Annotated in this window: 18 protein-coding genes and 2 pseudogenes; 9 read left to right on the top strand and 11 right to left on the bottom strand. The window is 43.4% G+C overall.

Translation table 11 applies throughout. The features are described 5' to 3' along the window. Window positions 1-88: 88 nt before the first annotated feature. On the top strand, window positions 89-931 hold the full coding sequence (locus V7K31_RS15865) for an alpha/beta fold hydrolase (RefSeq protein WP_335095268.1): 843 nt from the start codon (window positions 89-91) through the stop codon (window positions 929-931). A gap of 39 nt (window positions 932-970) precedes the next feature. Here the strand turns inward: V7K31_RS15865 and V7K31_RS31900 are convergent. Together V7K31_RS31900 and V7K31_RS15860 are read right to left on the bottom strand one after the other, a co-directional pair. Next, a pseudogene (locus tag V7K31_RS31900) lies at window positions 971-1,198 on the bottom strand (hypothetical protein); the annotation flags it as partial. A gap of 102 nt (window positions 1,199-1,300) precedes the next feature. Then, entirely contained in the window at window positions 1,301-2,113 is an 813-nt protein-coding gene (locus V7K31_RS15860) for a pantothenate kinase (protein ID WP_335095267.1), read from the bottom strand. A 109-nt stretch (window positions 2,114-2,222) separates the two neighbouring features. Here V7K31_RS15860 and V7K31_RS15855 point away from each other — a divergent pair, with 109 nt between their 5' ends. The 4 genes from V7K31_RS15855 (at window position 2,223) to V7K31_RS15840 (ending at window position 7,403) form a co-directional block, all read left to right on the top strand. After that, on the top strand, window positions 2,223-3,947 hold the full coding sequence (locus V7K31_RS15855) for a diflavin flavoprotein (RefSeq protein ID WP_335095266.1): 1,725 nt from the start codon (window positions 2,223-2,225) through the stop codon (window positions 3,945-3,947). A gap of 313 nt (window positions 3,948-4,260) precedes the next feature. Next, window positions 4,261-6,000 (top strand): diflavin flavoprotein, encoded by a 1,740-nt coding sequence (locus tag V7K31_RS15850; protein WP_335095264.1) that lies wholly within the window; start codon window positions 4,261-4,263, stop codon window positions 5,998-6,000. Window positions 6,001-6,901: 901 nt separating this feature from the next. Beyond that, on the top strand, window positions 6,902-7,042 hold the full coding sequence (locus V7K31_RS31895) for a BrnT family toxin (RefSeq protein ID WP_442941295.1): 141 nt from the start codon (window positions 6,902-6,904) through the stop codon (window positions 7,040-7,042). Between the two features lie 118 nt (window positions 7,043-7,160). Beyond that, on the top strand, window positions 7,161-7,403 hold the full coding sequence (locus V7K31_RS15840; RefSeq protein WP_335095262.1) for a hypothetical protein: 243 nt from the start codon (window positions 7,161-7,163) through the stop codon (window positions 7,401-7,403). Window positions 7,404-7,777: 374 nt separating this feature from the next. Here V7K31_RS15840 and V7K31_RS15835 read toward each other — a convergent pair whose 3' ends face one another. Then, window positions 7,778-9,703 (bottom strand): alkaline phosphatase family protein, encoded by a 1,926-nt coding sequence (locus V7K31_RS15835; RefSeq protein WP_442941294.1) that lies wholly within the window; start codon window positions 9,701-9,703, stop codon window positions 7,778-7,780. Between the two features lie 384 nt (window positions 9,704-10,087). On the opposite strand from V7K31_RS15835, the gene V7K31_RS15830 reads away from it, so the two are divergent. Beyond that, entirely contained in the window at window positions 10,088-10,240 is a 153-nt protein-coding gene (locus tag V7K31_RS15830; protein ID WP_335095261.1) for a hypothetical protein, read from the top strand. A 210-nt stretch (window positions 10,241-10,450) separates the two neighbouring features. Here V7K31_RS15830 and V7K31_RS15825 read toward each other — a convergent pair whose 3' ends face one another. From V7K31_RS15825 to V7K31_RS31890, 7 genes and pseudogenes are all read right to left on the bottom strand, one after another. Further along, window positions 10,451-10,669 (bottom strand): hypothetical protein, encoded by a 219-nt coding sequence (locus tag V7K31_RS15825; protein WP_335095260.1) that lies wholly within the window; start codon window positions 10,667-10,669, stop codon window positions 10,451-10,453. A 221-nt stretch (window positions 10,670-10,890) separates the two neighbouring features. Next, on the bottom strand, window positions 10,891-11,103 hold the full coding sequence (locus tag V7K31_RS15820; RefSeq protein ID WP_335095259.1) for a type I restriction enzyme endonuclease domain-containing protein: 213 nt from the start codon (window positions 11,101-11,103) through the stop codon (window positions 10,891-10,893). Beyond that, a complete protein-coding gene (locus V7K31_RS15815; RefSeq protein ID WP_335095257.1) occupies window positions 11,081-11,299 on the bottom strand; it encodes a DUF4926 domain-containing protein in 219 nt (72 codons plus the stop codon). The genes V7K31_RS15820 and V7K31_RS15815 overlap by 23 nt, the downstream gene beginning before the upstream one ends. 17 nt (window positions 11,300-11,316) lie before the next feature. Further along, a complete protein-coding gene (locus tag V7K31_RS15810) occupies window positions 11,317-11,649 on the bottom strand; it encodes a DUF6883 domain-containing protein (RefSeq protein ID WP_335095255.1) in 333 nt (110 codons plus the stop codon). A gap of 76 nt (window positions 11,650-11,725) precedes the next feature. Continuing rightward, on the bottom strand, window positions 11,726-14,614 hold the full coding sequence (uvrA, locus tag V7K31_RS15805; RefSeq protein WP_335095253.1) for an excinuclease ABC subunit UvrA: 2,889 nt from the start codon (window positions 14,612-14,614) through the stop codon (window positions 11,726-11,728). Between the two features lie 156 nt (window positions 14,615-14,770). After that, window positions 14,771-14,959 (bottom strand): hypothetical protein, encoded by a 189-nt coding sequence (locus V7K31_RS15800; protein ID WP_335095315.1) that lies wholly within the window; start codon window positions 14,957-14,959, stop codon window positions 14,771-14,773. A 90-nt stretch (window positions 14,960-15,049) separates the two neighbouring features. After that, window positions 15,050-15,148, bottom strand: a pseudogene (locus V7K31_RS31890) (transposase); the annotation flags it as partial. A gap of 181 nt (window positions 15,149-15,329) precedes the next feature. Here V7K31_RS31890 and V7K31_RS15795 point away from each other — a divergent pair. Then, window positions 15,330-17,249, top strand: coding sequence for a GTPase family protein (locus V7K31_RS15795; RefSeq protein ID WP_335095252.1), 1,920 nt, complete (start codon window positions 15,330-15,332; stop codon window positions 17,247-17,249). A gap of 688 nt (window positions 17,250-17,937) precedes the next feature. Here V7K31_RS15795 and V7K31_RS15790 read toward each other — a convergent pair. Further along, a complete protein-coding gene (locus tag V7K31_RS15790) occupies window positions 17,938-19,047 on the bottom strand; it encodes an S-(hydroxymethyl)glutathione dehydrogenase/class III alcohol dehydrogenase (RefSeq protein WP_335095251.1) in 1,110 nt (369 codons plus the stop codon). A gap of 283 nt (window positions 19,048-19,330) precedes the next feature. Between V7K31_RS15790 and V7K31_RS15785 the strand changes: the two genes are divergently transcribed. Beyond that, complete coding sequence (locus tag V7K31_RS15785; RefSeq protein WP_335095250.1) at window positions 19,331-20,632, top strand: valine--pyruvate transaminase; 1,302 nt, start codon at window positions 19,331-19,333, stop codon at window positions 20,630-20,632. A 70-nt stretch (window positions 20,633-20,702) separates the two neighbouring features. Next, a complete protein-coding gene (rimM, locus tag V7K31_RS15780; RefSeq protein WP_335095248.1) occupies window positions 20,703-21,290 on the top strand; it encodes a ribosome maturation factor RimM in 588 nt (195 codons plus the stop codon). The last annotated feature ends 390 nt before the right edge of the window (window positions 21,291-21,680 follow it).

Here is a 21,680-nt window from a genome sequence, read left to right as displayed (position 1 = left end):
TATTTTGTTATTAGTCATTTGTTTTTCGTTAGATGCTAATGACTAATGACTATTTATTATGGTGCTGAAAGTTAACTACTAAATTAAAATGGATACACTATTCCGTAACTCCCGCAGAAAGCTCTCTCAAGGGCTGATATTCTGGCGTGAAGTCGGTGAAAAAACTTCTATAATTTTTTTACATGGTGCTTGGAATGAGAGCAGTCAATGGTTATCTGTGATGAAGTCCCTTGCACAAGATTTCCATTGCTTCGCACCTGATTTGTTAGGGTTTGGTGAATCAGAGAATCCGAATATCCACCATTCGATAGATTTACAAGTAGAGTGTTTAGCTGAATTCCTGCAAGCTGTCAAGCTAGAAAAAGTATTCTTAGTAGGGCATTCTCTTGGGGGTTGGATTGCTGCTAGCTATGCTTTAAAGTATCCAGAGAAAGTTAATGGTCTGGTACTGCTAGCACCAGAGGGTGTAGAGATAGCAGGACAAGAACAGCATTGCCGAAAGATGCGGCGATTACTGAGCTATCCACCAGTAATAGTAAAATTGTTGCGATCGCTAACTCCCTTAACTAAAATCTTCGGTTGGCATGAAAAAATTGCCCAGGATTTGCAGCTGCGTCAGGTGCTATTCCCGTATCCCATAGGTTGTCAATTACTTTTCAAAAGACGACAAGCAGAAATTGAGGCGGAATTACTGCAAAAGCAGCTTTACATGATAGATGTCCCAGTTTTGATTTTACAAGGTGGTCAAGATACACCCGATGCTTTAGCCAAAAGCCGCGTTTATGCTCAACTGATGCCGAAGGTTGAGTTGAAAATGATTGCCCATGCTGGAAACGATTTACCAGAATCTTCTGCTGGGGTTGTGGCGATCGAGATTCGGGAGTTTATTAAAAGTATCTTAAAAAGCCATAATTTCAATGAATTAAACTAGCTCATTCAGAGTTTGCTGCCAATCCACTACACATATTCCTTAGCTCTCAAACCGTGATATGTGTTTCAAGTTTGTTGTCATAACTATGACCTGATTAAAACTCTTCAATTGGAGAATTGCTTGAGATGCAAGAATTACATCACCATCCAAGCTGTCATTACTTGCCCTAGGCTTCCCCTGGTTTCTGACCCATGATCATAGTTCGGCTACTTTTCGCATCGTTTCAGGAGTCAGTGGTATGAGACAAATTTGACTAAGTTTGTTAAGGCAATCCTATATGATTTGTAAAAATTCTCGGTATCCAGATCCCCGACTTCGTAAAAGTTGTCGGGATCTAACTTCTCACGAATGATTTAGGATTGCTATATATTACCTATTCCCCATTTTTATTTCTCGCATTCCCCAAAATATTAAATTCGGTTCCACAATTAAAGACACCGTGATTTCAGGATATAAGGCTTGCAAATAGTTAATTAATAAAGTGCGATCGCCTCCTTTAATCGCAATCTTCCCATAAGGAAATAAATCCCACCACGCCTCAAGAAAATCTTTAATCCCAGCTAAGACAGTGTAAATGACACCGCTTTGAATAGCCTCTGTAGTATTGAGTGCAAAACGTGGTGGTAAAGACTGAAAATCTTGTATTTCTACAAATGGTAATTGTCCTGTTTGTTGACCTAGAGTTCCAAATTGCAAGCCTATTCCTGGCAAAATTGCACCTCCAATCAGACACTGATTAGCATCCGCAGCCGTAAAAGTTAGCGCTGTTCCTGCATCAATCACCAACATTGGAAAACCCCACGTTTTCCCCGCACCCCACAAAGCTAAAGCGCGATCAATTCCGAGTGAGGGATAGACACCTTTTAGTGGTATTTGGTCTAAAGTAATAATGCGAGTATTTAGGTAAATTTGCCAAATAGCAGTTTGGCTGGGAACTACGGAGGCGATGAGGAGAGGGCAGAGGGGCAGAGTGTTTGTTAGAGATTCACCTTCTGGAAAAATTTTCTCTAGTAAATCATTCAGGGTTTGACATTCAGCCAACTGTTGTATAACAGACTCAGGAAGATAGTCAGTATCCCAAGTTGAATAAAGCGTCTCGCCAATAAACAATGCCCAATGCAGCCGAGAATTTCCAATTTCCAACGCTAGCCAAATTTCCTCTCTGTGCCTCTGCGGTTTCACACTTTTAACTTTTTTAAGTCAGTCATAGGATTTTTAATAAAAATTAACATTCAAGGCGTGTAACAATAAACTTAGAGGAACAAATACTCATTGTGTCAAGGAGGGAGTTATGGTAGCGCTCACCGAAAAAACTGAAAAACGGCTGACCATACAGACTGTGGACATCGCTCAAGAGACGACGGCTATTCGCTCTTTAGATTGGGATCGCGATCGCTTCGATATTGAGTTTGGTCTGCAAAACGGTACCACTTATAACTCATTTCTGATCCGTGGGGAGCAGACTGCCTTAGTTGATACCTCCCACGAAAAGTTTCGTCAGCTATATTTTGATACGCTCACCGGGCTAATCAAGCCAACAGATATTGATTATTTGATTATCAGCCATACCGAGCCAGACCATAGCGGTTTAGTTAAAGATTTGCTGCAAATGGCTCCAGAAATTACCGTTGTCGGTTCTAAGGTGGCGATTCAGTTTCTTGAAGATTTCGTACATCAGCCATTCAAACGGCGGATTGTGAAAAATGGCGATCGCTTAGATTTGGGCAATGGTCACGAATTTGAATTCGTGATTGCTCCAAATTTACACTGGCCGGATACCATCTTCAGCTTTGACCACAAAACCAAAATTCTTTATACCTGTGATGCTTTTGGGTTGCACTATTGCACAGATAGCACCTTTGATGATGATTTGGCGGCGATCGAAGCAGACTTTCATTACTATTACGATTGCTTGATGGGTCCAAATGCACGGTCAGTTTTGTCTGCCCTGAAGCGGATGGCGGAACTAAAAACCATTAGTATGATTGCCACAGGACACGGACCATTATTATCCCATAATGTTGAGGAACTAACTGGACGTTACCGCACTTGGAGCCAAACACAAACTAAGGTAGAAACAACAATTGGGATATTTTACGTTTCCGAATACGGATATAGCGATCGCCTCGCGGGTGCAATTGCCAACGGTATCGGTAAAACTGGTGTCGCTGTGGAAATTGTCGATTTGGGATCTGAAGTCGATTTACAAGAACTGCGTGAGCTAGTTAGCCGTTGTGCTGGCATAGTTGTTGGTCTACCTCCAGCTTCTGGCGCTGCTAGCATCCAAGCTGCACTCAGCACACTTTTAGGATCAGCCAAAGAAAAGCAAGCTATTGGCGTGTTTGAAACCGGTGGTGGCGATGATGAGCCGATAGATCCTTTGCTGAGTAAATTCCGCAATTTGGGTTTGACAACAGTTTTTCCAGCGATTCGGATTAAACAAACGCCCACAGAAAACACTTACAAGCTGTGTGAAGAAGCGGGTACAGACTTAGCTCAATGGGTAACACGCGATCGCAGTATCAAAACCATGAAATCTCTCGGTGCTGACTTAGATAAAGCACTGGGTAGACTTAGCGGCGGATTGTATATTATTACTGCTAAAAAAGGTGATGTATCCAGTGCCATGCTAGCCTCGTGGGTGAATCAAGCCAGCTTCAAACCCTTGGGATTTTCCATTGCAGTCGCCAAAGATCGGGCAATTGAATCACTGATGCAAGTAGGCGATCGCTTTGTTCTTAACATCTTAGAAGAAGGCAATTTCCAACCACTAATGAAGCACTTTTTGAAACGGTTTGCCCCTGGCGCAGATCGCTTTGAAAATGTGAGAACCCAGCCAGCCCAAAATGGTGCCCCCATCCTCAACGACGCTCTCGCCTACATGGAGTGCGAAGTCGTCAGTAGAATGGACTGCGGCGACCATTGGGCAGTATACAGCACCGTCTACGCCGGACGGGTTTCTAAGCCAGATGCTTTGACTGCTGTGCATCACCGCAAAGTCGGTAATCATTATTAAGAGAGGGAATGGGGAGTAGGGAGTAGGGAGTGGTGTTTCCTACTTCTGATCCCCCATTACCCTAAAATTTATGTCGGAAAGCATTATTAAAAAAGCGAATAGGAAGTGGTGATTCCTACTTCTTAATATCATGTCCGCCAAATTACCCATAATAAAACAACCCCACCCCCAACCCCTCCTCGCTCTTCGGGAGGGAAGACAAAGCATAGCTTTGGCGGGGTGGGGTTCTTCGGGTTTAATAAGTAATCAAGGGGACATGATATTATTCCCCACTCCCCACTCCCTACTCCCCACTCCCTACTCCCCACTCCCCATGTTAAAAAATAAACCCCGTGATGTTCAAGTTTACCCAATAGCTACAGATACAAGAATACTGCGATCGCGCAGTTGGTCAAGGCTCAGATTTGAAATTGAATATGCTCTTGCTAAGGGTACAACTGCTAATTCTTATTTAATCGAAAGCGATAAAACCGCAATTATCGATCCTCCAGGCGAAACGTTTACGCAAATATATTTAGAAGCGTTGCAGCAGCGTTTCCATCTCGAAGAGTTAGATTATGTAATTTTGGGACACGTAAATCCTAACCGGGCTATAACTTTAAAAGCTTTGTTGGAAATTGCTCCGCAAATTACTTTTGTTTGTTCTAATCCAGGGGCGATAAATTTACGTGCGGCGCTGGAAAATCCAGATTTGCAAATTATTGTCATGCGGGGAGAAGAAACTCTAGATTTGGGTAATGGGCATAATTTACAATTTATTCCCACTCCGAATCCCCGCTATGCAGATCAACTTTGCACCTACGATCCCCAAACAGAAATTCTATACACAGATAAGTTATTTGGGGCGCATGTTTGTGGTGATCAGGTATTTGATGAAGGCTGGGAAATATATAACGAAGATCGTCGCTATTATTTTGATTGCCTCATGGCTCCCCACGCCCGTCAAGTTGAAACAGCGCTAGATAAACTTGCCGATTTTCCCGTGCGAATGTATGCCAATGGACACGGGCCTTTGGTACGCGATGGCTTAATCGAACTGACCAAAGCTTATCGGGAATGGAGTCAACAGCAAACATCTGCTGACTTGACAGTAGCGTTAATTTATGCATCAGCTTACGGGAATACAGCTACATTGGCTCAAGCGATCGCTCGTGGGATCACAAAAGCTGGTGTTGCCGTAGAATCGATTAACTGCGAATTCACTGAACCAGAAGAAATCCGGCTTGCTGTCGAAAAATCTGCTGGCTTTGTCATCGGTTCACCTACTCTTGGCGGTCATGCACCCACACCCGTACAAACAGCTTTAGGAATTGTACTATCCACCGCTACTAATAATAAACTCGCTGGTGTTTTTGGTTCCTTTGGCTGGAGTGGGGAAGCGGTTGATTTAATTGAGGGTAAATTAAAAGATGCTGGCTATCGGTTTGGTTTTGACACCATCCGCGTAAAATTCAAACCTAACGATGCTACTTTACAATTGTGTGAAGAAGCTGGAACCGATTTTGCTCAAGCACTGAAAAAAGCTAGAAAAGTGCGATCTGCGTTTCGCAGCAGCGCTTCGCTATCGCCAAGTCAACCTGCAACAAGTGTAGAACAAGCAGTTGGTCGGATTGTCGGTTCTCTTTGTGTTCTCACAGCAAAAGAAGGCGATCGTTCCAGTGCCATGTTAGCCTCTTGGGTGGCTCAGGCTAGCTTTAGTCCCCCTGGTTTAACCATAGCTGTAGCCAAAGAACGCGCAGTAGAAACACTGACGCATACAGGCAACAAATTTGTCCTCAACATCCTCAAAGAAGGCAATCATTTGGGATTGATGAAACACTTCCTCAAACCGTTCGGACCAGGAGAAGATCGATTTGCTGATGTGGACGTCCAAGAAACTGAAAGCGGTTCTCCCATACTTACCGATGCGCTAGCATATCTCGAATGTTCCGTACAAAACCGGATGGAATCTGGCGATCATTGGTTGGTTTATGCAACTGTTGAGAGTGGGAAATTGTTAGATAATGATGGCATCACAGCCGTGCATCATCGCAAGTCCGCAACTCATTATTAATCAATCATGGCCAATTTCCGACCCCAGCCGATTTTTGCTAGTACAATTGTTCACCTCCTCGCTTGCGGGGAGGGGTTAGGGGTGGGGTGCTTTAATTTTGGGTATACTTGCTAGGGATCAGATTATGTCTGATAGCGGATCTTGTTGGATGTATGAAATAAAAATGCAAATATTATAATATATTTTATAATAAAATTCTGAAACTTATAAAAATCCATGTAATTAAGTTACTTTCAAAATTTTGACTCGTATTCCCATGCTTAAAGTGACTTTATTTTATATATCTAACTAAAAAGTAAAAAGTCACTTTTTTTATTTGATGCTATAATAAAAATAAGAAGAAAATAAAAAAAGCCCGTGAACTTCATAATTCACGAGCTTGAATGATTTAATGAATGAAAAAGCTATTTGCGGTAGCCTAATCATTTTATCGTTTTTGTTTCAAGAGTGTAATTCCTGTAATTACGGATTTAGCAGTGGAGTCGGTATGCGCTGCTGTTTTGGCTACATTGGAAGATATGTAAGCCAACACAAGCAGGGAAGCAAAAGACACGATAACGTGTTTGTTCATTATTCCCTCGTATTTGGTTTGTTTGAATCCCCAGAAAAAATTTTTAGGGGATTAATTACTATTGTACAGTAAAAAACACTTGCTTGATGTAGAATACTGAAAAGATAGCCTCAAGCTAGAGCTTGGGGCTAATTTGTTTTAAGGCTGGAAATTATACTGCACTACTGGTTTGTTTTTTTTGCAAAAACTCTATTAATCCTGAAAACTTTTAACCAGAGCGATCGCAGTAATATTCAATGAATACAGTTGTGGTAAACCTACAGCTAATCGTTCACCTTACAGATGAGCAGTTTTAGCAACTCTGTATAGCTAATCGGATATGATCTGGTCATGGAGTTCGAGTGGGATAAATCAAAAGCAGCCGCAAATTTAAAGAAGCACGGTGTCAGCTTTGAAGAAGCCAAAACTGTCTTCAGCAATTCTCTGGCAGTCATCTTTGATGATCAAGCGCACTCTATAGATGAGCAGTGAGAAATCATTATTGATCACTCTCAACAAAATCTCTTGCTATTGATTTCCTTCACTGAGCGTTCCAATGCTATCCGTATCATCAGCGCCCGTCTAGCTACTCGAAAGGAACGTGAAGATTATGAACGAAACACATGAAGAAAAATCGCAAAATTCTGACGACGAGCTTCAGGCTGAGTATCGCTTCGATTATCATTCGGCAAAGCCCAATCGCTTTGCTGCCCGTAGTGGAACGCAACAGTTAACAGTTGTGGTCTTAGATGAAGATGTGGCTCAGGTTTTCACCACAGCAGAATCGGTCAACAAAGTGTTAAGGGCGTTGATTGAGTTAATGCCACAAGCAGCAAAGGGCGAGACAGCCTAACAAAGAAAGTTGCATCGAGCGTAGACGCAAAGCGGCTTGTCGTCAGACATCGCCAACTATCTTATTCTGATAACTAAATGCTCTCTGTTAAAAATAGTGTTATCGCCGAGAGTACGGCACCTAAAACCTGAAGTGGTGCGTTAGCCAAAGGCTAACGCACCCTACGTGTATTTCAAAAATCAAATATGAGTCCTACTAGCATTGGGGAGCAAGAATCAAAGCCTCTTTCCCTGTGGGGGAGAGGAGTGGAAGCGGGGTTCTAAGAATAAGTTGCACATCGCGTTACATCTAATTTGAAAATTGTGTTGTGATTCGGCGCTCTACTTGCCTTACCGAAACCCCTACCCAGAGTGTCGTTCTCGCCGTAAATATGGTCATCTTGAGAAGTTGAACATATCTATCAAGTCGCCGATCGCGGGACCGTTAATCGGTGCATAAGCATTTGCGGGGCGAGTCTGAGGATTGGGTAGATTGTCACGACTACGATTGGTGAGTGGCGACAGTCTCCAATTCTTCTCGATAAACTTCAGAATCGAAACATGGTCATAATACGTATGAACAACACGACCACCGCGAGAGTATGGCGACACCACAATTAAAGGAATCCGTGTTCCATCCCCGAAGAAGTCGAGGGGCTGAATGTAGCCAGAATCGTAATATCCACCACCCTCATCAACTGTGATCAGAATTGCTGTGTCCTTCCAGAGTTTGGGTTTGCTTTGAACCTCTTTGATAATCTTCTTAGTAAAAGCTTCAAACAGATCAAACTTTGAGGAACCTGGATGACCGTCAAGTAAACCACCGGGCTTAAGAAAGGAAACCGCAGGCAGCTGATTGTTGTTAATATCGTTATCTAGATCCGTGGTATCCTTTAAATGCTCCGTCCGTACCTTCTCGTTTGTCATAATTGAGGTCACGTACTGGAAGGGGTTGCAAATGTTGCAATAGACGTTGGTGTTACTGGTTGGATTTTTAACGTATTGGTTCCAACCTTCACCGTAGTACCGCCAGGAAATATTCTTTTCCAACAATGCATCACCAATGGTGCGAACAGATGACGGCGGGATCACAAAGCCACTGTTAGTGACACCCTTGTTAACGGTTCCGTTACCAAAATAGCCAGGATCGTAGTTGTTCAGGAGATAGTAGGTATTCGGCGCGCAGTTGGACTTTGGTTTGTAGTGAAGGGAATTCAGATAATTCAAAACAGGTTTAACCCCTGGCTGGTTGGGGTTAGAACAATTAGTGTAAGTGCCACCAGAATAGCCATCCTGTGTGTAGAAGTTGTTGGTTCCAGGCTGCGGGTTGGGATTCTCGATCTCATTTTGCGGTGGTGTAGCTGGATTGCCTTTGCCATTGCTGTACCAAATGGCATCACCAATACCAATCATCACTGAGTTTGCGCCGGTGCCACCCATGACGGGCTGATGGTAGTTGTCGCTGATTGCATAATTGTCAGCCAGAGACTTGAAGTATGGCATGTCTCCGGTATTGACGTTGTAGAAGCCCATAGAGGTGGCACCCTCATGATCGCTGAAAGTCGAAAACGGCTTTCCATTGCTGCCTGCGCCGACGCTCACCTCAACCCAAGGGAAAAGATCCTTAAGACAGCCACTGGGATTGTCTGCACTGGCATGGCTAATGTCACAATCCACCTGCTGCCACATCTGATAGAAGCGATGCACAGGGCTAGCTGCATAGGCGTCATAGGGTACACCAGGCGTCAGTTGGAAAGGTCCATTTCGTAAGTTATTCACGTTCCGAATTCGGGTATCCACAGTACCACTCGACAATCCAGTTGCACCGGTAAGTAGGAGTCCGAAATCCTCCGGCAGCAGCGCAGGTTTGGCAGCTTGGACAGCAGCCAAGGTCTTGAAGGGAGGCGGATTTGTGTCACTTGCAACTTGTCCACCACCAGCTTTAGGCGGCGGTAGTGTTGCATAGGGTTTTCTGTTAGCAGGACTCAACGAGAAGGTATCGGTGACGGAAGCTTTGTATTGAGTTGCTGCTTGAAAGTTCGGTCCAGGCGTACCATTAGCATTGATAATACCCTTGGATAAGAGATTAGATACTGTCTGACCCGATCGCGGTTGATAGGCACCGAAGACATGATCAAAGGTTCGGTTCTCACCAATAATCACAATGACGTGCTTGATCGGAGTGAGAGTCTTAGTCTCGATAGTCTTAGTCTCCTGAGCCTGGGCAAAAGTGCAGACTATCGGTACTCCAGCAAGCCCGATCATAACTACACCAATTGATGTATAGTTGAAACATTTTCTTCCAAAAGGTTTGTCCAACATGACGTTACTATAATGAACTGCTAGAATTTAAGATTAGTGGTACACTGTTAAGCTGTGGTTATGCGTTTAATAAGTATTCTTTAAAGACAATAGATGAGCAGCGAGAAATCATTATTGGTCACTCTCAACAAAATCTCTTGCTGTTGATTTCCTTCACTGAGCTTGATTGAGTCAATGCCACAAGCAGCAAACGGCGAGACAGCCTAAGAAAGAAAATTGCATTGGGCGTAGACGCAAAGCGGCTTGTCGTCAGACATCGCAAACCGTCTTATTCTGATAACTAAATGCTCTCTGTTAGAAATTATTGTCATGACATTATGTGAACTTTAAGATCAAGCACTGAGATTATCTGCCGAGGATCGTTGGCAGTTAATCAATACATTGGTGCGATCGCTCCAACCAAAACTCCAGCCAACGTCAAAGCCGAAAGGTTTAGCTGTGAGTTTAATTGGCATTGCGAAGACTGGCACCCTGCCACCTACAGATGAAGAAGTGAAAGCCATGTTAGATGAGCGGTTGGTGCAAAAGTATCTGTAATGCGAATTTTATTTGATACAAATATTTTGCTGGATGCTTTGCTAGCGCGTGAACCTTAGAAAAAGCTGAGGCTTTAGGAAAATTTTTTCACGTTGATGCAAGTTTGTTTAGTTGTTGATTTTCTTTTACCTATACAGCCAAATCTCGACAAAACCCTCAAAGACTAAGCACTCTGAGGGTTTTGTTATGTGAGAAATACTGATCTAAAAGTTACCAGTTAAACGCTTTTTTGATGCCATAAGCTGCCAACCCTATAACAGCACCCGCTGCTACAACTGGAGCTGCACCAATACCAATCGCAATACCAGCAGCAGGAGCGAGTACACCAATACCCCCTAATGTAGCCGCAGCACCACCTCCTAGCACAGCACCACCTGCTGCAAATCCTGCTGCTTCTCCAAAATTATTGTCATCATTTTTTGTACTCATTATTAACACCTCAATGTTTTCTGTATCTATTCTCTATAGCAGTAGTTTTTTTATGCAATAGTATTCTTACTGTACTGAAGACAATTTTTTTATGAACGAACAAAACCTTTGGTGTATAAACACTCTGAGGGTTTTACTGTAGAAAATTAGCTTTCTAAAGCCAAATGACGCTGAGGAAATAGACGCACATCTGCCAAAAATTCATCAGAGAGGATGTAAATTTAAGGATTGTGTATCCCAGCAGCAGCGAAAATATTCACCATCTGAACTGTTGCAACTGCATTATAAACAATCTGCCGAATCGCACTATCTAAATCTTCTGGACTGTTACCCCCGGCTGTGGCGTGTTTAACGAAGGTGGTGCGAATTGCCTGAAATAAACCGACCTTAAAAGTACCGTAGGGAGGGGAGTTAAACCAATAATGTTTTCCCACCAATTGGTTGATGATATAAACTCATTAGCTGGCTAGCATTTAAAGTTTCTACGGCATAAGCTTTTCCTGTTAAGTCACTGAATTCTACTTCAAAAACTCCAGGTTCATATTCTTCTACAATCGTTCCTACTTGACCGCGATGCAATCCCAATTCTGCTAAGTCTTCGGTTAGGGCAACCACATCTAATAATTTCATTGGTATTACCTCGTTGCTTAGATTACATAACAGGTGACTAGGCGGGGAAAGCCTTCATTATTACGCACTATCCAAACGCTTTGAATAATTGCTTGTTTATCTGAACGATTCAGGGGAAAATCAATGATATATTTTTGACCGTATGGATTCCTTTTACCAGGGATGGCATCATAATTTGCTACTGCTTGTAAAAGGATCGCTTGTAATTCTTCTGCATGATCTAAATTTAAGTCTAGTGCAGATTTAAATACACGGGCTTTGTGTTTTCCCTCTGGATGTTTTGGGTTGAGACAGTAACCCGCGATTTTATCTATTTCAACGATAGCGCATTCACGGTTAGGAAGTTTCATAATACGTTTGCTACAACCTTCTCCGCTTTTTTGACCTGGATATGACCTGTATGTAATGCACCTTACTTGCAAAAGACTAAGATTTCATAGCCGGATACTGTTTCAACACCTGCTGCAAATATTGCCCAGTATAAGACCTGGGATTTTTTGCAACTTCCTCTGGTGTACCCACAGCAATCAATTCTCCGCCTTTGTCGCCACCTTCTGGCCCCAAATCTATCACCCAATCAGAACAACGAATTACATCTAAGTTGTGTTCAATTACTAATATTGAATTGCCTTTATCTACCAATCGTTGCAACACATCTAACAATTTGTGGACATCATAAAAAGATAACCCGGTTGTCGGTTCATCTATTAAATAAAGTGTCTTACCTGTGGCGCGTCGAGATAGTTCTGTTGCCAATTTTACCCGTTGCGCTTCCCCACCAGATAAGGTAGTCGCAGGTTGTCCGAGTTGGACATAACCTAACCCGACATCAAATAAAGTTTGTAACCGCGCGATCGCTTTGGGAATATTTTGAAAAAAGTCTAAACTTTCCTCAACTGTCATTCTCAAAACATCAGAAATAGATTTATCTTTGTACTTCACTTGCAAAGTTTCCCGGTTGTATCTTGCACCTTTACAAATTTCGCATTGCACGTAAACATCTGGGAGAAAGTTCATTTCAATAACATTCACACCCTGTCCACTACAAGCTTCGCAACGTCCACCTTTAACGTTGAAGGAAAATTGTCCGGGTTTGTAGCCCCTAGCTTTGGCTTCTACTGTTTGGGAAAATACATCTCGAATCGCATCGAAAATTCCTGTGTAAGTTGCAGGGTTAGAACGTGGTGTGCGTCCAATAGGAGATTGATCGATAACGATCGCTTTATCAATCGCGTTTAATCCCTGAATTTTCTCCAAATGTCTCGGCAAGGGAACTTTCTTAGTTAAATGGTGTTGCAGAGATGGATACAGTAACTCGTTAATCAGGGTAGATTTACCAGAACCAGACACACCAGTGATGGCCACAAGTTTACCTAATGGAATGTCTACATCTATATTTCTTAAATTGTTGCGATGGGCATTTTTAATTCCCAAACTACGCCCATTTCCTTCGCGGCGTTCTGCTGGTGTGGTAATTACTCGTCTTCCTGATAAATATGCACCCGTCAAGGAATCTTCTGCTGCTAATAACGTCTGAAAATCACCTTGGGCGATAATATTCCCGCCGTGAATTCCTGCACCAGGGCCAATATCAACTATGTAGTTGGCTGCACGAATTGTTTCTTCATCATGCTCAACAACAATTAATGTATTACCCAAATCACGCAATTTAGTTAAGGTTTTGAGCAACCTGCCATTATCTCGTTGATGCAAACCAATACTCGGTTCATCTAAAACGTAGAGAACTCCTGTTAAACCAGAACCAATTTGTGTTGCTAGACGAATGCGTTGAGCTTCGCCACCAGAAAGGGTCATTGCTGGACGGTCAAGGCTAAGGTAATCTAAACCTACATCTAACAAAAATTGCAATCTAGCTTTGATTTCTCTCAGGACTAAATCAGCAATTTGTAACTGGCGATCGCTCAACTTGAATTGATCAATTCTCTCTCGACAATCCCGAATTGATGCCGTAGTTAAATCTAAAATTCCATATTGACCTAATTTCACCGCCAATGCTTCCGGCTTTAACCGTTTTCCCAGACAAACTTCACACGGCTGATCGATTAAATACTGCTCTAATTTTTGCTTAACTAGCTCAGAACCACCCTCATATTGCCGTTGCAAAATTGGAATAGCACCTTTAAAGTTTTGGGTTTTTTGGGCTTTTGTATTTCCTTCTTCTTGCTCTCCATACAGAATAATCTGCTGCTGTTCTACTGTCAGCTTGCTCCAATTTGTCTGTAACTCAAACCCATGAGCTTGCGCGATACTATAGAGTAATTCCAAGTAATAAGAATTATCTTTTTCTGACCAAGGCGCGATCGCTGCATAAAGTGGCGCTTCCGGGTCAGGTACGATCAAATCTGGCGCAAATCTCCTTAAAGTCCCGATTCCATGACAGTGTGGACAAGCACCATAAGGTGAGTTAAACGAGAACAATCGCGGCGATAGTTCATCCATTACCGCCCCATGTTCTGGACAAGCAAAATTTTCCGAAAATACTAATTCTTCTTCTTTTTCTTGTCCGTCGTCACCAAGCAGACTCACAAGAATGGTCGCAATACCATCCGATTGCTTGAGACACGTAGACAAGGAATCAACCAAACGCTCTTGAATATCAGGCTTTTTCACCAGGCGGTCAATTACCACTTCGATGGTGTGGGTAAAATTTTTATCCAATTCAATGGAATCTGAGAGTTCGCGTACTTCGCCATTGATCCGCACGCGAACAAAACCTTGAGATGCCAGACTTGACAAAAGCTTACGATGTGTGCCTTTTTTACCCCGAACAACGGGTGCAAGAATTTGAAAGCGGGTGCGATCGCTTAATTCCATAATCCGATCGCACATCTCATCGATTGTCTGGGGTGCAATACAGCGATCGCATATCGGACAATGGGGTTCGCCAGCCCGGCCAAACAACAGCCGCAAATAGTCGTAAATCTCCGTCACCGTACCCACAGTGGAACGGGGGTTATGAGACGTTGATTTTTGGTCAATGGAAATTGCTGGACTTAAGCCTTCAATCGCCTCCACATCCGGCTTATCCAACTGTCCTAAAAATTGCCGTGCGTAGGCGCTGAGGGATTCCACATAACGACGCTGCCCTTCAGCGAAAATCGTATCAAAAGCCAGGGAAGACTTACCAGAACCAGAAACGCCAGTAAACACAATCAGGCGATCGCGCGGCAATTCCAAGTCAATATTTTTCAGATTATGCTGCCTAGCACCCCGAATCCGAATGGTATTCTGGCTGTTGTGGCTGGGGTTAGGAAGATGTCCGTTCAAGGATGCGGCTAGGTGTTGGTCTGACATATTGGCGGCAAAGAAGGAGTTTCTGATGAAACAGTCCTTAATAATACTATCTTTAAATCGGTTTATAATAGAACAATAGTACTGTTTTGGTTAGTTATCGTTCCAAATTCATCCCGCAGACATCCTTAAGAGTCTGCTAATTTGGAAGCATCCCTATTAAATATCCTTCTCTTGGGCGAAGCTATGGTATGGCAAATCCAACCGCCGACCCAGCCAGAGGTCATCTACCCAGATAGTGACGGACAACCAGTGGCTAATAATACCATACAATTTGGCTGGATTGTAGAAATAAAACAGAATACAGCATTTCCGGCTGCTATGAGGTACAGTAGCAGCAATTAGCAAACCAGTTTCTTAAATGTTGAGGATTTATTAAGTCAAGTGCAACTGAAATGATTTGATCTACCATTTTTGTTGTGATCGGTGAAAACATCCGTATATTGACTTAAGTTGTGACCACCATAACTCAATTGGGTTAAAATCTGGTGAGTATGGTGATAAACATATAACTCAAGCACCGACAGCTTCAATCATAACAGACGGAAGTGCTGTATAGTTCTCTAACCTGATGTACTTTTAACTACTATTGGACTTCCCATAGATGTTTAATACGCTTTCTCGTTGTATTACCCCCAGGAAAGAGTCCAGCAATTTACCATTCTTCAAAGAAGTATTAGATTGACAATAGAAGTATAAGCAAGGCAGGTATCGGGCAATGGTGCGATTAAAACCGTGGCAGTGGGTCGTCTTAGCAATCCCGATCGCTTTTATCATCATTTTCTTACTAGTATCCGCCGGTTCGCAAATTCATGCGTGGGGTATTAGTTGGATCTGGGGTGTGTTCACCCTTTTATTCGTTGGTTGGCGTTGGCTATTGGTGAAATGGACTCTACCTGCTGTCAACGAGGTGGAAGCTGTATTAGCCCAAGTCCAAGAAGAATTAGAATCGACAGCAGAGGATATAGTAAGACCACCAGTGGGAAGTGATACCACAAAGGTTGCAGAAACCGCACTCCAAGAGATTCTGCAAGCGGCACAGAGCGATCGCCCGATTTGGGAAGACTGGCCAACTTTTTGGACGCGATGCCAGGATTTGGTGGTAGCGATCGCTCATATCTACAATCCTCAAATTCAATATCCCCTGCTGAACATTTACGTCCCCCAAGCTTACGGGCTGATTCGCGGAACGGTAGATGATATGGATCAGTGGATGCAAAAGTTATCCCCAGTCCTCAATCAGGTAACGGTTGGACAAGCATACCAAGGATATGAGGTCTACCGGAAGTTGGAACCATCGGCTCGGAAATTCTGGAAAGCTTGGAACTGGGCACAGTGGGTTTTAAATCCGGTGGCGGCGGTGGCAAAACAAGCTAGTCAGGGTTACAGTAACCAAGCAACTCAGCAATTATTGGGGAATTTGAGTCAGTTATTCCGGGAAGCTGCACTCAGAAACTTATGCCGACAGGCGATCGCACTCTACGGACGTAGCACATTACCAGTTTCAGCAACCGTAGTATCCACACCAACTTTACCTAAAGCAAAAACCCAAACACTCCGAGAAATCCTGACTCAAGCTCAACCAGCCGAGGCGGTTGAGCAAAAGCCTGTGAATATTCTGGTGGTGGGGCGCACAGGGTCAGGAAAAAGTAGCTTGATTAACACACTATTTCAGGCGGATCTCGCAGCCGTTGATGTTTTACCCAGTACCGATCGCATTCAGAATTATCAATGGCAGAGTCAAAGTGGCGAAACCCTGACGCTTTGGGATACACCTGGTTATGAACAAGTCAACCGTGCTGATCTGCGAAATCTGGTGCTTGATTATGCCATCAATGCAGATTTGCTGCTGTTAGCTACCCCTGCCCTCGATCCTGCCCTGCAAATGGATGTAGACTTTTTGGAAGATATCAAGGCAGAAGTTGCAGATTTACCAGCGATTGCGATCGTTACTCAAGTAGATCGTTTGCGTCCGCTCCGCGAATGGCAACCACCCTATGATTGGGAATGGGGCAATCGCCCCAAAGAAATTGCGATTCGAGAAGCCACCGAGTATCGCGCCAAACTGCTAGGAAACTTCTGTAATCTAGTTCTACCTGTGGTTACAGGTGACAGCAAAACAAGTCGAATCGCCTGGGGAGTGGAGGCGCTATCGTTGGGATTAGTGGATGCGATCGCGCCTACCAAGCAACTCCGTCTCGCCCGCTTTTTGCGTAACCTAGAAGCCCGCACTATCGCCGCAGCCAAAATCATCGACCACTATACTTTCCAGATGACGACAACACAGGGACTAACCGCATTACTTAAAAGTCCCGTCCTCCAGTTTGTTTCTACCCTCTCAACCGGATCTCCAGCCCTAGCATATATGTTGGCGGAGCAAATTCCTGTGGAACAGTTGCCGATTGTGATTGGCAAACTTCAAATGGGATATGAGCTTTTCTCGCTCTTGAATACAGGCAACCATAACTCACTCAACTTTGAATTGCGATCGCTCTGGCCGCTACTGCTGGAAAACTCCGCTTCACCCGATCGCAACGCCTGGGCATTTGGTCACGCCCTAGTGGAATACTGGACTCAAAATTTGACGGTTGAACAACTGCGGGAGCGATTTGAGTATTATCTATCGATTTCTAAATAATTTGTCTGCTTTATCGCTTTTATTCGATTAAATCATCTGTGGCAGGCTCACCCGGATAAAAGCGATCGCTCAGAATTTATTCAAAAGGATATAAACATTGCTTGGGAAAAGTTGAGAGTGGCAGATTTGTTTCTCCTGATGGTGACATACTCCTACACTGATGCAAGCATAGAATGTAGGCTTCTCAGTGACTCCCGGTATCCCGTCGGACATTAACTGAGCTTTATTTTGAGTCCACGAGATGCCCCTCCGCAGACTTTGAACAAGTACCAAAAAGTATGTTCTACCTTCGTACCGCTAGAATTTTACCCATTCACGGAGATGACAAAAAATGTCTATTCTTGAATGGAACCCCATATTCTAGATTGTCTAGGTTCAGTGTACAACCAGCATTTTCGGCTTTGTTTGTACTTAATTATCATACCTTGTAGTGTCTACATAATTTAAAAATTTATAAGTAGGTAGGCGTAATTAAATATTTATATCAAACCTCACCCTCAATCCCTCTCCGTGAGTTCGGAGAGGGAAGCCGGAGGCAGGGTGAGGTTTTATATTTAATTTGACCCACTTACTTAATTCATAATTATGTTTCAGATAGAGATTTAAACCTTATTTGAAACATGACTGTCTACATAAGCATTAAGTACAAAGCCTTTTTAATTACGAATTACGAATTACTAATTACGAATTAAAAAGTCACCACACTGCGAATTGATTCACCTTTGTGCATCAATTCAAAGGCATCATTAATTTGCTCAATAGGCATTACATGGGTAATCAAATCATCAATATTTATCTTACCTTGCATATACCAATCAACAATTTTCGGCACATCTGTACGTCCTTTAGCGCCACCAAATGCTGAACCTTTCCAAACGCGTCCAGTTACTAATTGAAAAGGACGAGTACTAATTTCTTGTCCAGCACCAGCAACACCAATAACCACACTTACGCCCCAACCTTTGTGGCAGCATTCTAATGCTTGACGCATAATTTTGACATTACCGATACATTCAAAACTGTAATCAGCACCGCCTTTGGTTAAATCAACCAGATAGGGAACTAAATCACCCTCTACTTCCTGGGGATTGACAAAGTGCGTCATGCCAAACTTTTCTGCCAAAGCGCGTTTGTTGGGATTAAGATCCACCCCGACAATCATATTCGCCCCTACCATCCGCGCCGCCTGGATGACATTTAAGCCAATACCACCCAAACCGAAAACCACGACATTCGCTCCTGGTTCCACCTTCGCAGTGTTGATGACTGCACCAATACCAGTAGTCACACCACAGCCAATGTAACAAACCTTATCAAATGGGGCGTCTTCCCGAATTTTTGCCACGGCGATTTCCGGCAACACCGTATAGTTGGCAAAAGTGGATGTACCCATATAATGATGAATCATCTGCCCATCGAGACTAAAGCGACTGGTACCATCGGGCATGACACCGCGTGCTTGAGTTAAGCGAATGGCTTGACAGAGATTAGTTTTGAAACTCAGACAATATTCGCACTGGCGGCATTCGGGAGTGTAGAGGGGAATTACATGATCCCCTGGTTTGAGACTGGTGACACCAGCGCCTACCTCCACTACCACACCAGCGCCTTCATGTCCCAAAATTGCCGGAAACAAACCTTCGGGATCGTCACCAGATAAGGTAAAGGCGTCGGTATGACAAATCCCGGAGGCTTTCACCTCAACTAACACTTCCCCGGCTTGTGGCCCCGATAGTTGAACGGTTTCAATCGTCAACGGCTTACCTGCGCTGTAAGCTACTGCTGCTTTAACTTGCAATGTCAGCCCTCCTGTATAATTTTTTGAGGTTCTCTCCAATGCTGAAGCACGGAATTCTTTCACTTAAACACATTGAGCGCATGATACACTTTTGTATCACTTCATCGTATTTAGTAAGCACAATCGCTCCTATAACGATAAATATCACTTTGTTAAAATATCATTCTGTAGCTAAATTGGTTAAAGGCGGCAACAGCTGTTTTGGCAACGATGTAAACTTGATGTCAGCAGCAACCCCCAAATAATTTGTCCACCCCTCAATTTATATATTTTGTCACAGCTTATGAACCCTGCCCTCACTCAAATTGGCGCTCAAATGTCTAACCTGACTGGCGTCAGAGCAATCATGAAGGATATTATCGAGACATTACGAACAAGTGCAGGGCAGCAGTTTATTAATTTGAGTGCTGGTAATCCTTTGATTTTGCCAGAGGTAGAGCAATTATGGCGGGATTGTACTGCACAGCTTCTCGCTAGTCCAGAATATGGTGAGGTAGTTTGTCGCTACGGCTCAAGTCAGGGCTATGCACCATTTATTGAAGCGATCGCTAATGATTTTAACAAACGCTACGGGTTAAACTTGAGCGATCGCAATATTCTTATTACCCCTGGTAGTCAAACCCTCTACTTCTACGCCGTGAATAGCTTCGGTGGCTACACCTCTAGCGGCGAGTTAAAACAAATCGTTTTGCCCCTCAGTCCTGACTACACGGGTTACGGGGGTATCTGCTTAGTTCCAAAAGCCTTAACCGCCTACAAACCGACTCTCGATATCGATACAGCTGCCCACCGATTTAAATATCGCCCCGACTTCAGTCAACTTTCGATTACCGAAAACACGGGTTGTGTCCTCTTTTCTCGCCCCTGTAATCCGACTGGTAATGTCCTCACTGATGATGAAGTGAAAAAGATTGCTGCCCTGGCTGCGCCTTACAATGTACCCGTGTTAATTGACTCGGCTTATGCACCTCCCTTCCCAGCATTGAACTTCACCGAAATGACACCAGTGTTTGGTGATAACATCCTCCACTGCATGAGTTTATCGAAAGCCGGATTACCAGGAGAAAGGATTGGGATTGCCATTGGGGATGAAAAGTGGATTGAAGTGCTGGAGTGTTTTCAGGCAAATATGAGTCTCCATTCTTCACGTTACGGCCAAGCGATCGCAGCTTTTGCAATCAATTCTGGTGCTTTAGTGGAAATTTCTCACACTGTCATCCGTCCCTTTTACCAAAATAAGTTTACCGTTTTAGAAACCAGTTTAGAACAAGCAATGCCCAAGAATTTACCTTGGTTTCTCCATCGCGGTGAAGGAGCAATTTTTGCTTGGTTGTGGTTAGAGGATTTACCCATCAGTGATTGGGAATTTTACCAGCGAGTCAAGCAAGTAGGTGTGATTATTGTCCCTGGAACTAGCTTCTTCCCCGGTTTAGAGGAAGAATGGGCGCACAAGCACCAATGTTTCCGCATCAGCCTTACAGGAAGCGATGAGGAAATTACCACTGCTATGCAACGTTTAGCAAAAGTGGCTGAAGAAGTTTATCAGTGGGGAGTGGGGAGTGAACAGTTAGGAGTTAGGAGTTAGGAGTTAGGAGTAGAGACGCGATTAATCGCGTCTGTTATAAGTTATTATTCTCCCCCAACCCTAATGCCCAATGACAAATGATAAATCAGATAATTGGCTAGAAATTGGTAAAATTGTTTCCCCCCAAGGATTATCTGGGGAATTACGGGTTTATCCTGTATCTGACTTCCCTGAAAGATTTCAGGTGCCGGGAAAACGTTGGTTGTTGCGTTCAGGTGACACAGAACCACAACCAATCCAATTATTGGCAGGACGTTATATCAGTAACAAAAACTTGTATGTGATCAAATTAGCTGGTGTGGAAAATTGCGATCAAGCGGAGGCGTTACGCGGTTGTAAGTTAATGGTGCCAGCAAGCGATCGCCCCCAATTAGGCGAAGATGAATATCATGTCCTCGATTTGATTGGCTTGGAAGTCTTTATGCAAGCATCTGGCGAACTCGTTGGGACGGTGGTAGATATCATCTCTGCTGGGAATGATTTGTTAGAAGTCAAGTTGCATGAATCATTTGCTACTGATAAACAACAAATGACAAATCACAAAAAGCAAAAGACTGTTTTGATTCCATTTGTGCTAGCGATCGCACCAGTAGTAGACTTGAAATCTGGTCGCATTGAAATTACACCACCGCCTGGGTTGTTGGAAATTAATAATTAGGTCAAAATAATTCATAATTAGTAATTATGCTTAAGGCATGAGAAAATTAGAACAAGTAAGTGGGTCAAATTAAATATAAAACCTCACCCTGCCTCCGGCTTCCCTCTCCGAACTCACGGAGAGGGATTGAGGGTGAGGTTTTATCTTATATTTAATTACACCTACCTACTTATAGCTTTTCCTAATCAAATGAGATATAGCAGTCGCCAAAGCCGTTAGGACAAGTTGGCGGTAGACGCGTTCAACAGGATACATTGTGAATTTATCGTTGTCCTAACCATCTTGGCGGTTGCTATACATCATAGCCCCCTCATCGCTTGCGGGGAGGCAGGGTGGATTAATTGTCGAGAGAGAAAAGTTTTTCTCTCTGGACCGTTGAACTCACAGGCA

Origin of the sequence: Nostoc sp. (assembly GCF_036917675.1) — a bacterium.
GTDB lineage: Bacteria > Cyanobacteriota > Cyanobacteriia > Cyanobacteriales > Nostocaceae > Nostoc.
This window is presented reverse-complemented; position numbering and strand designations above follow the sequence as displayed.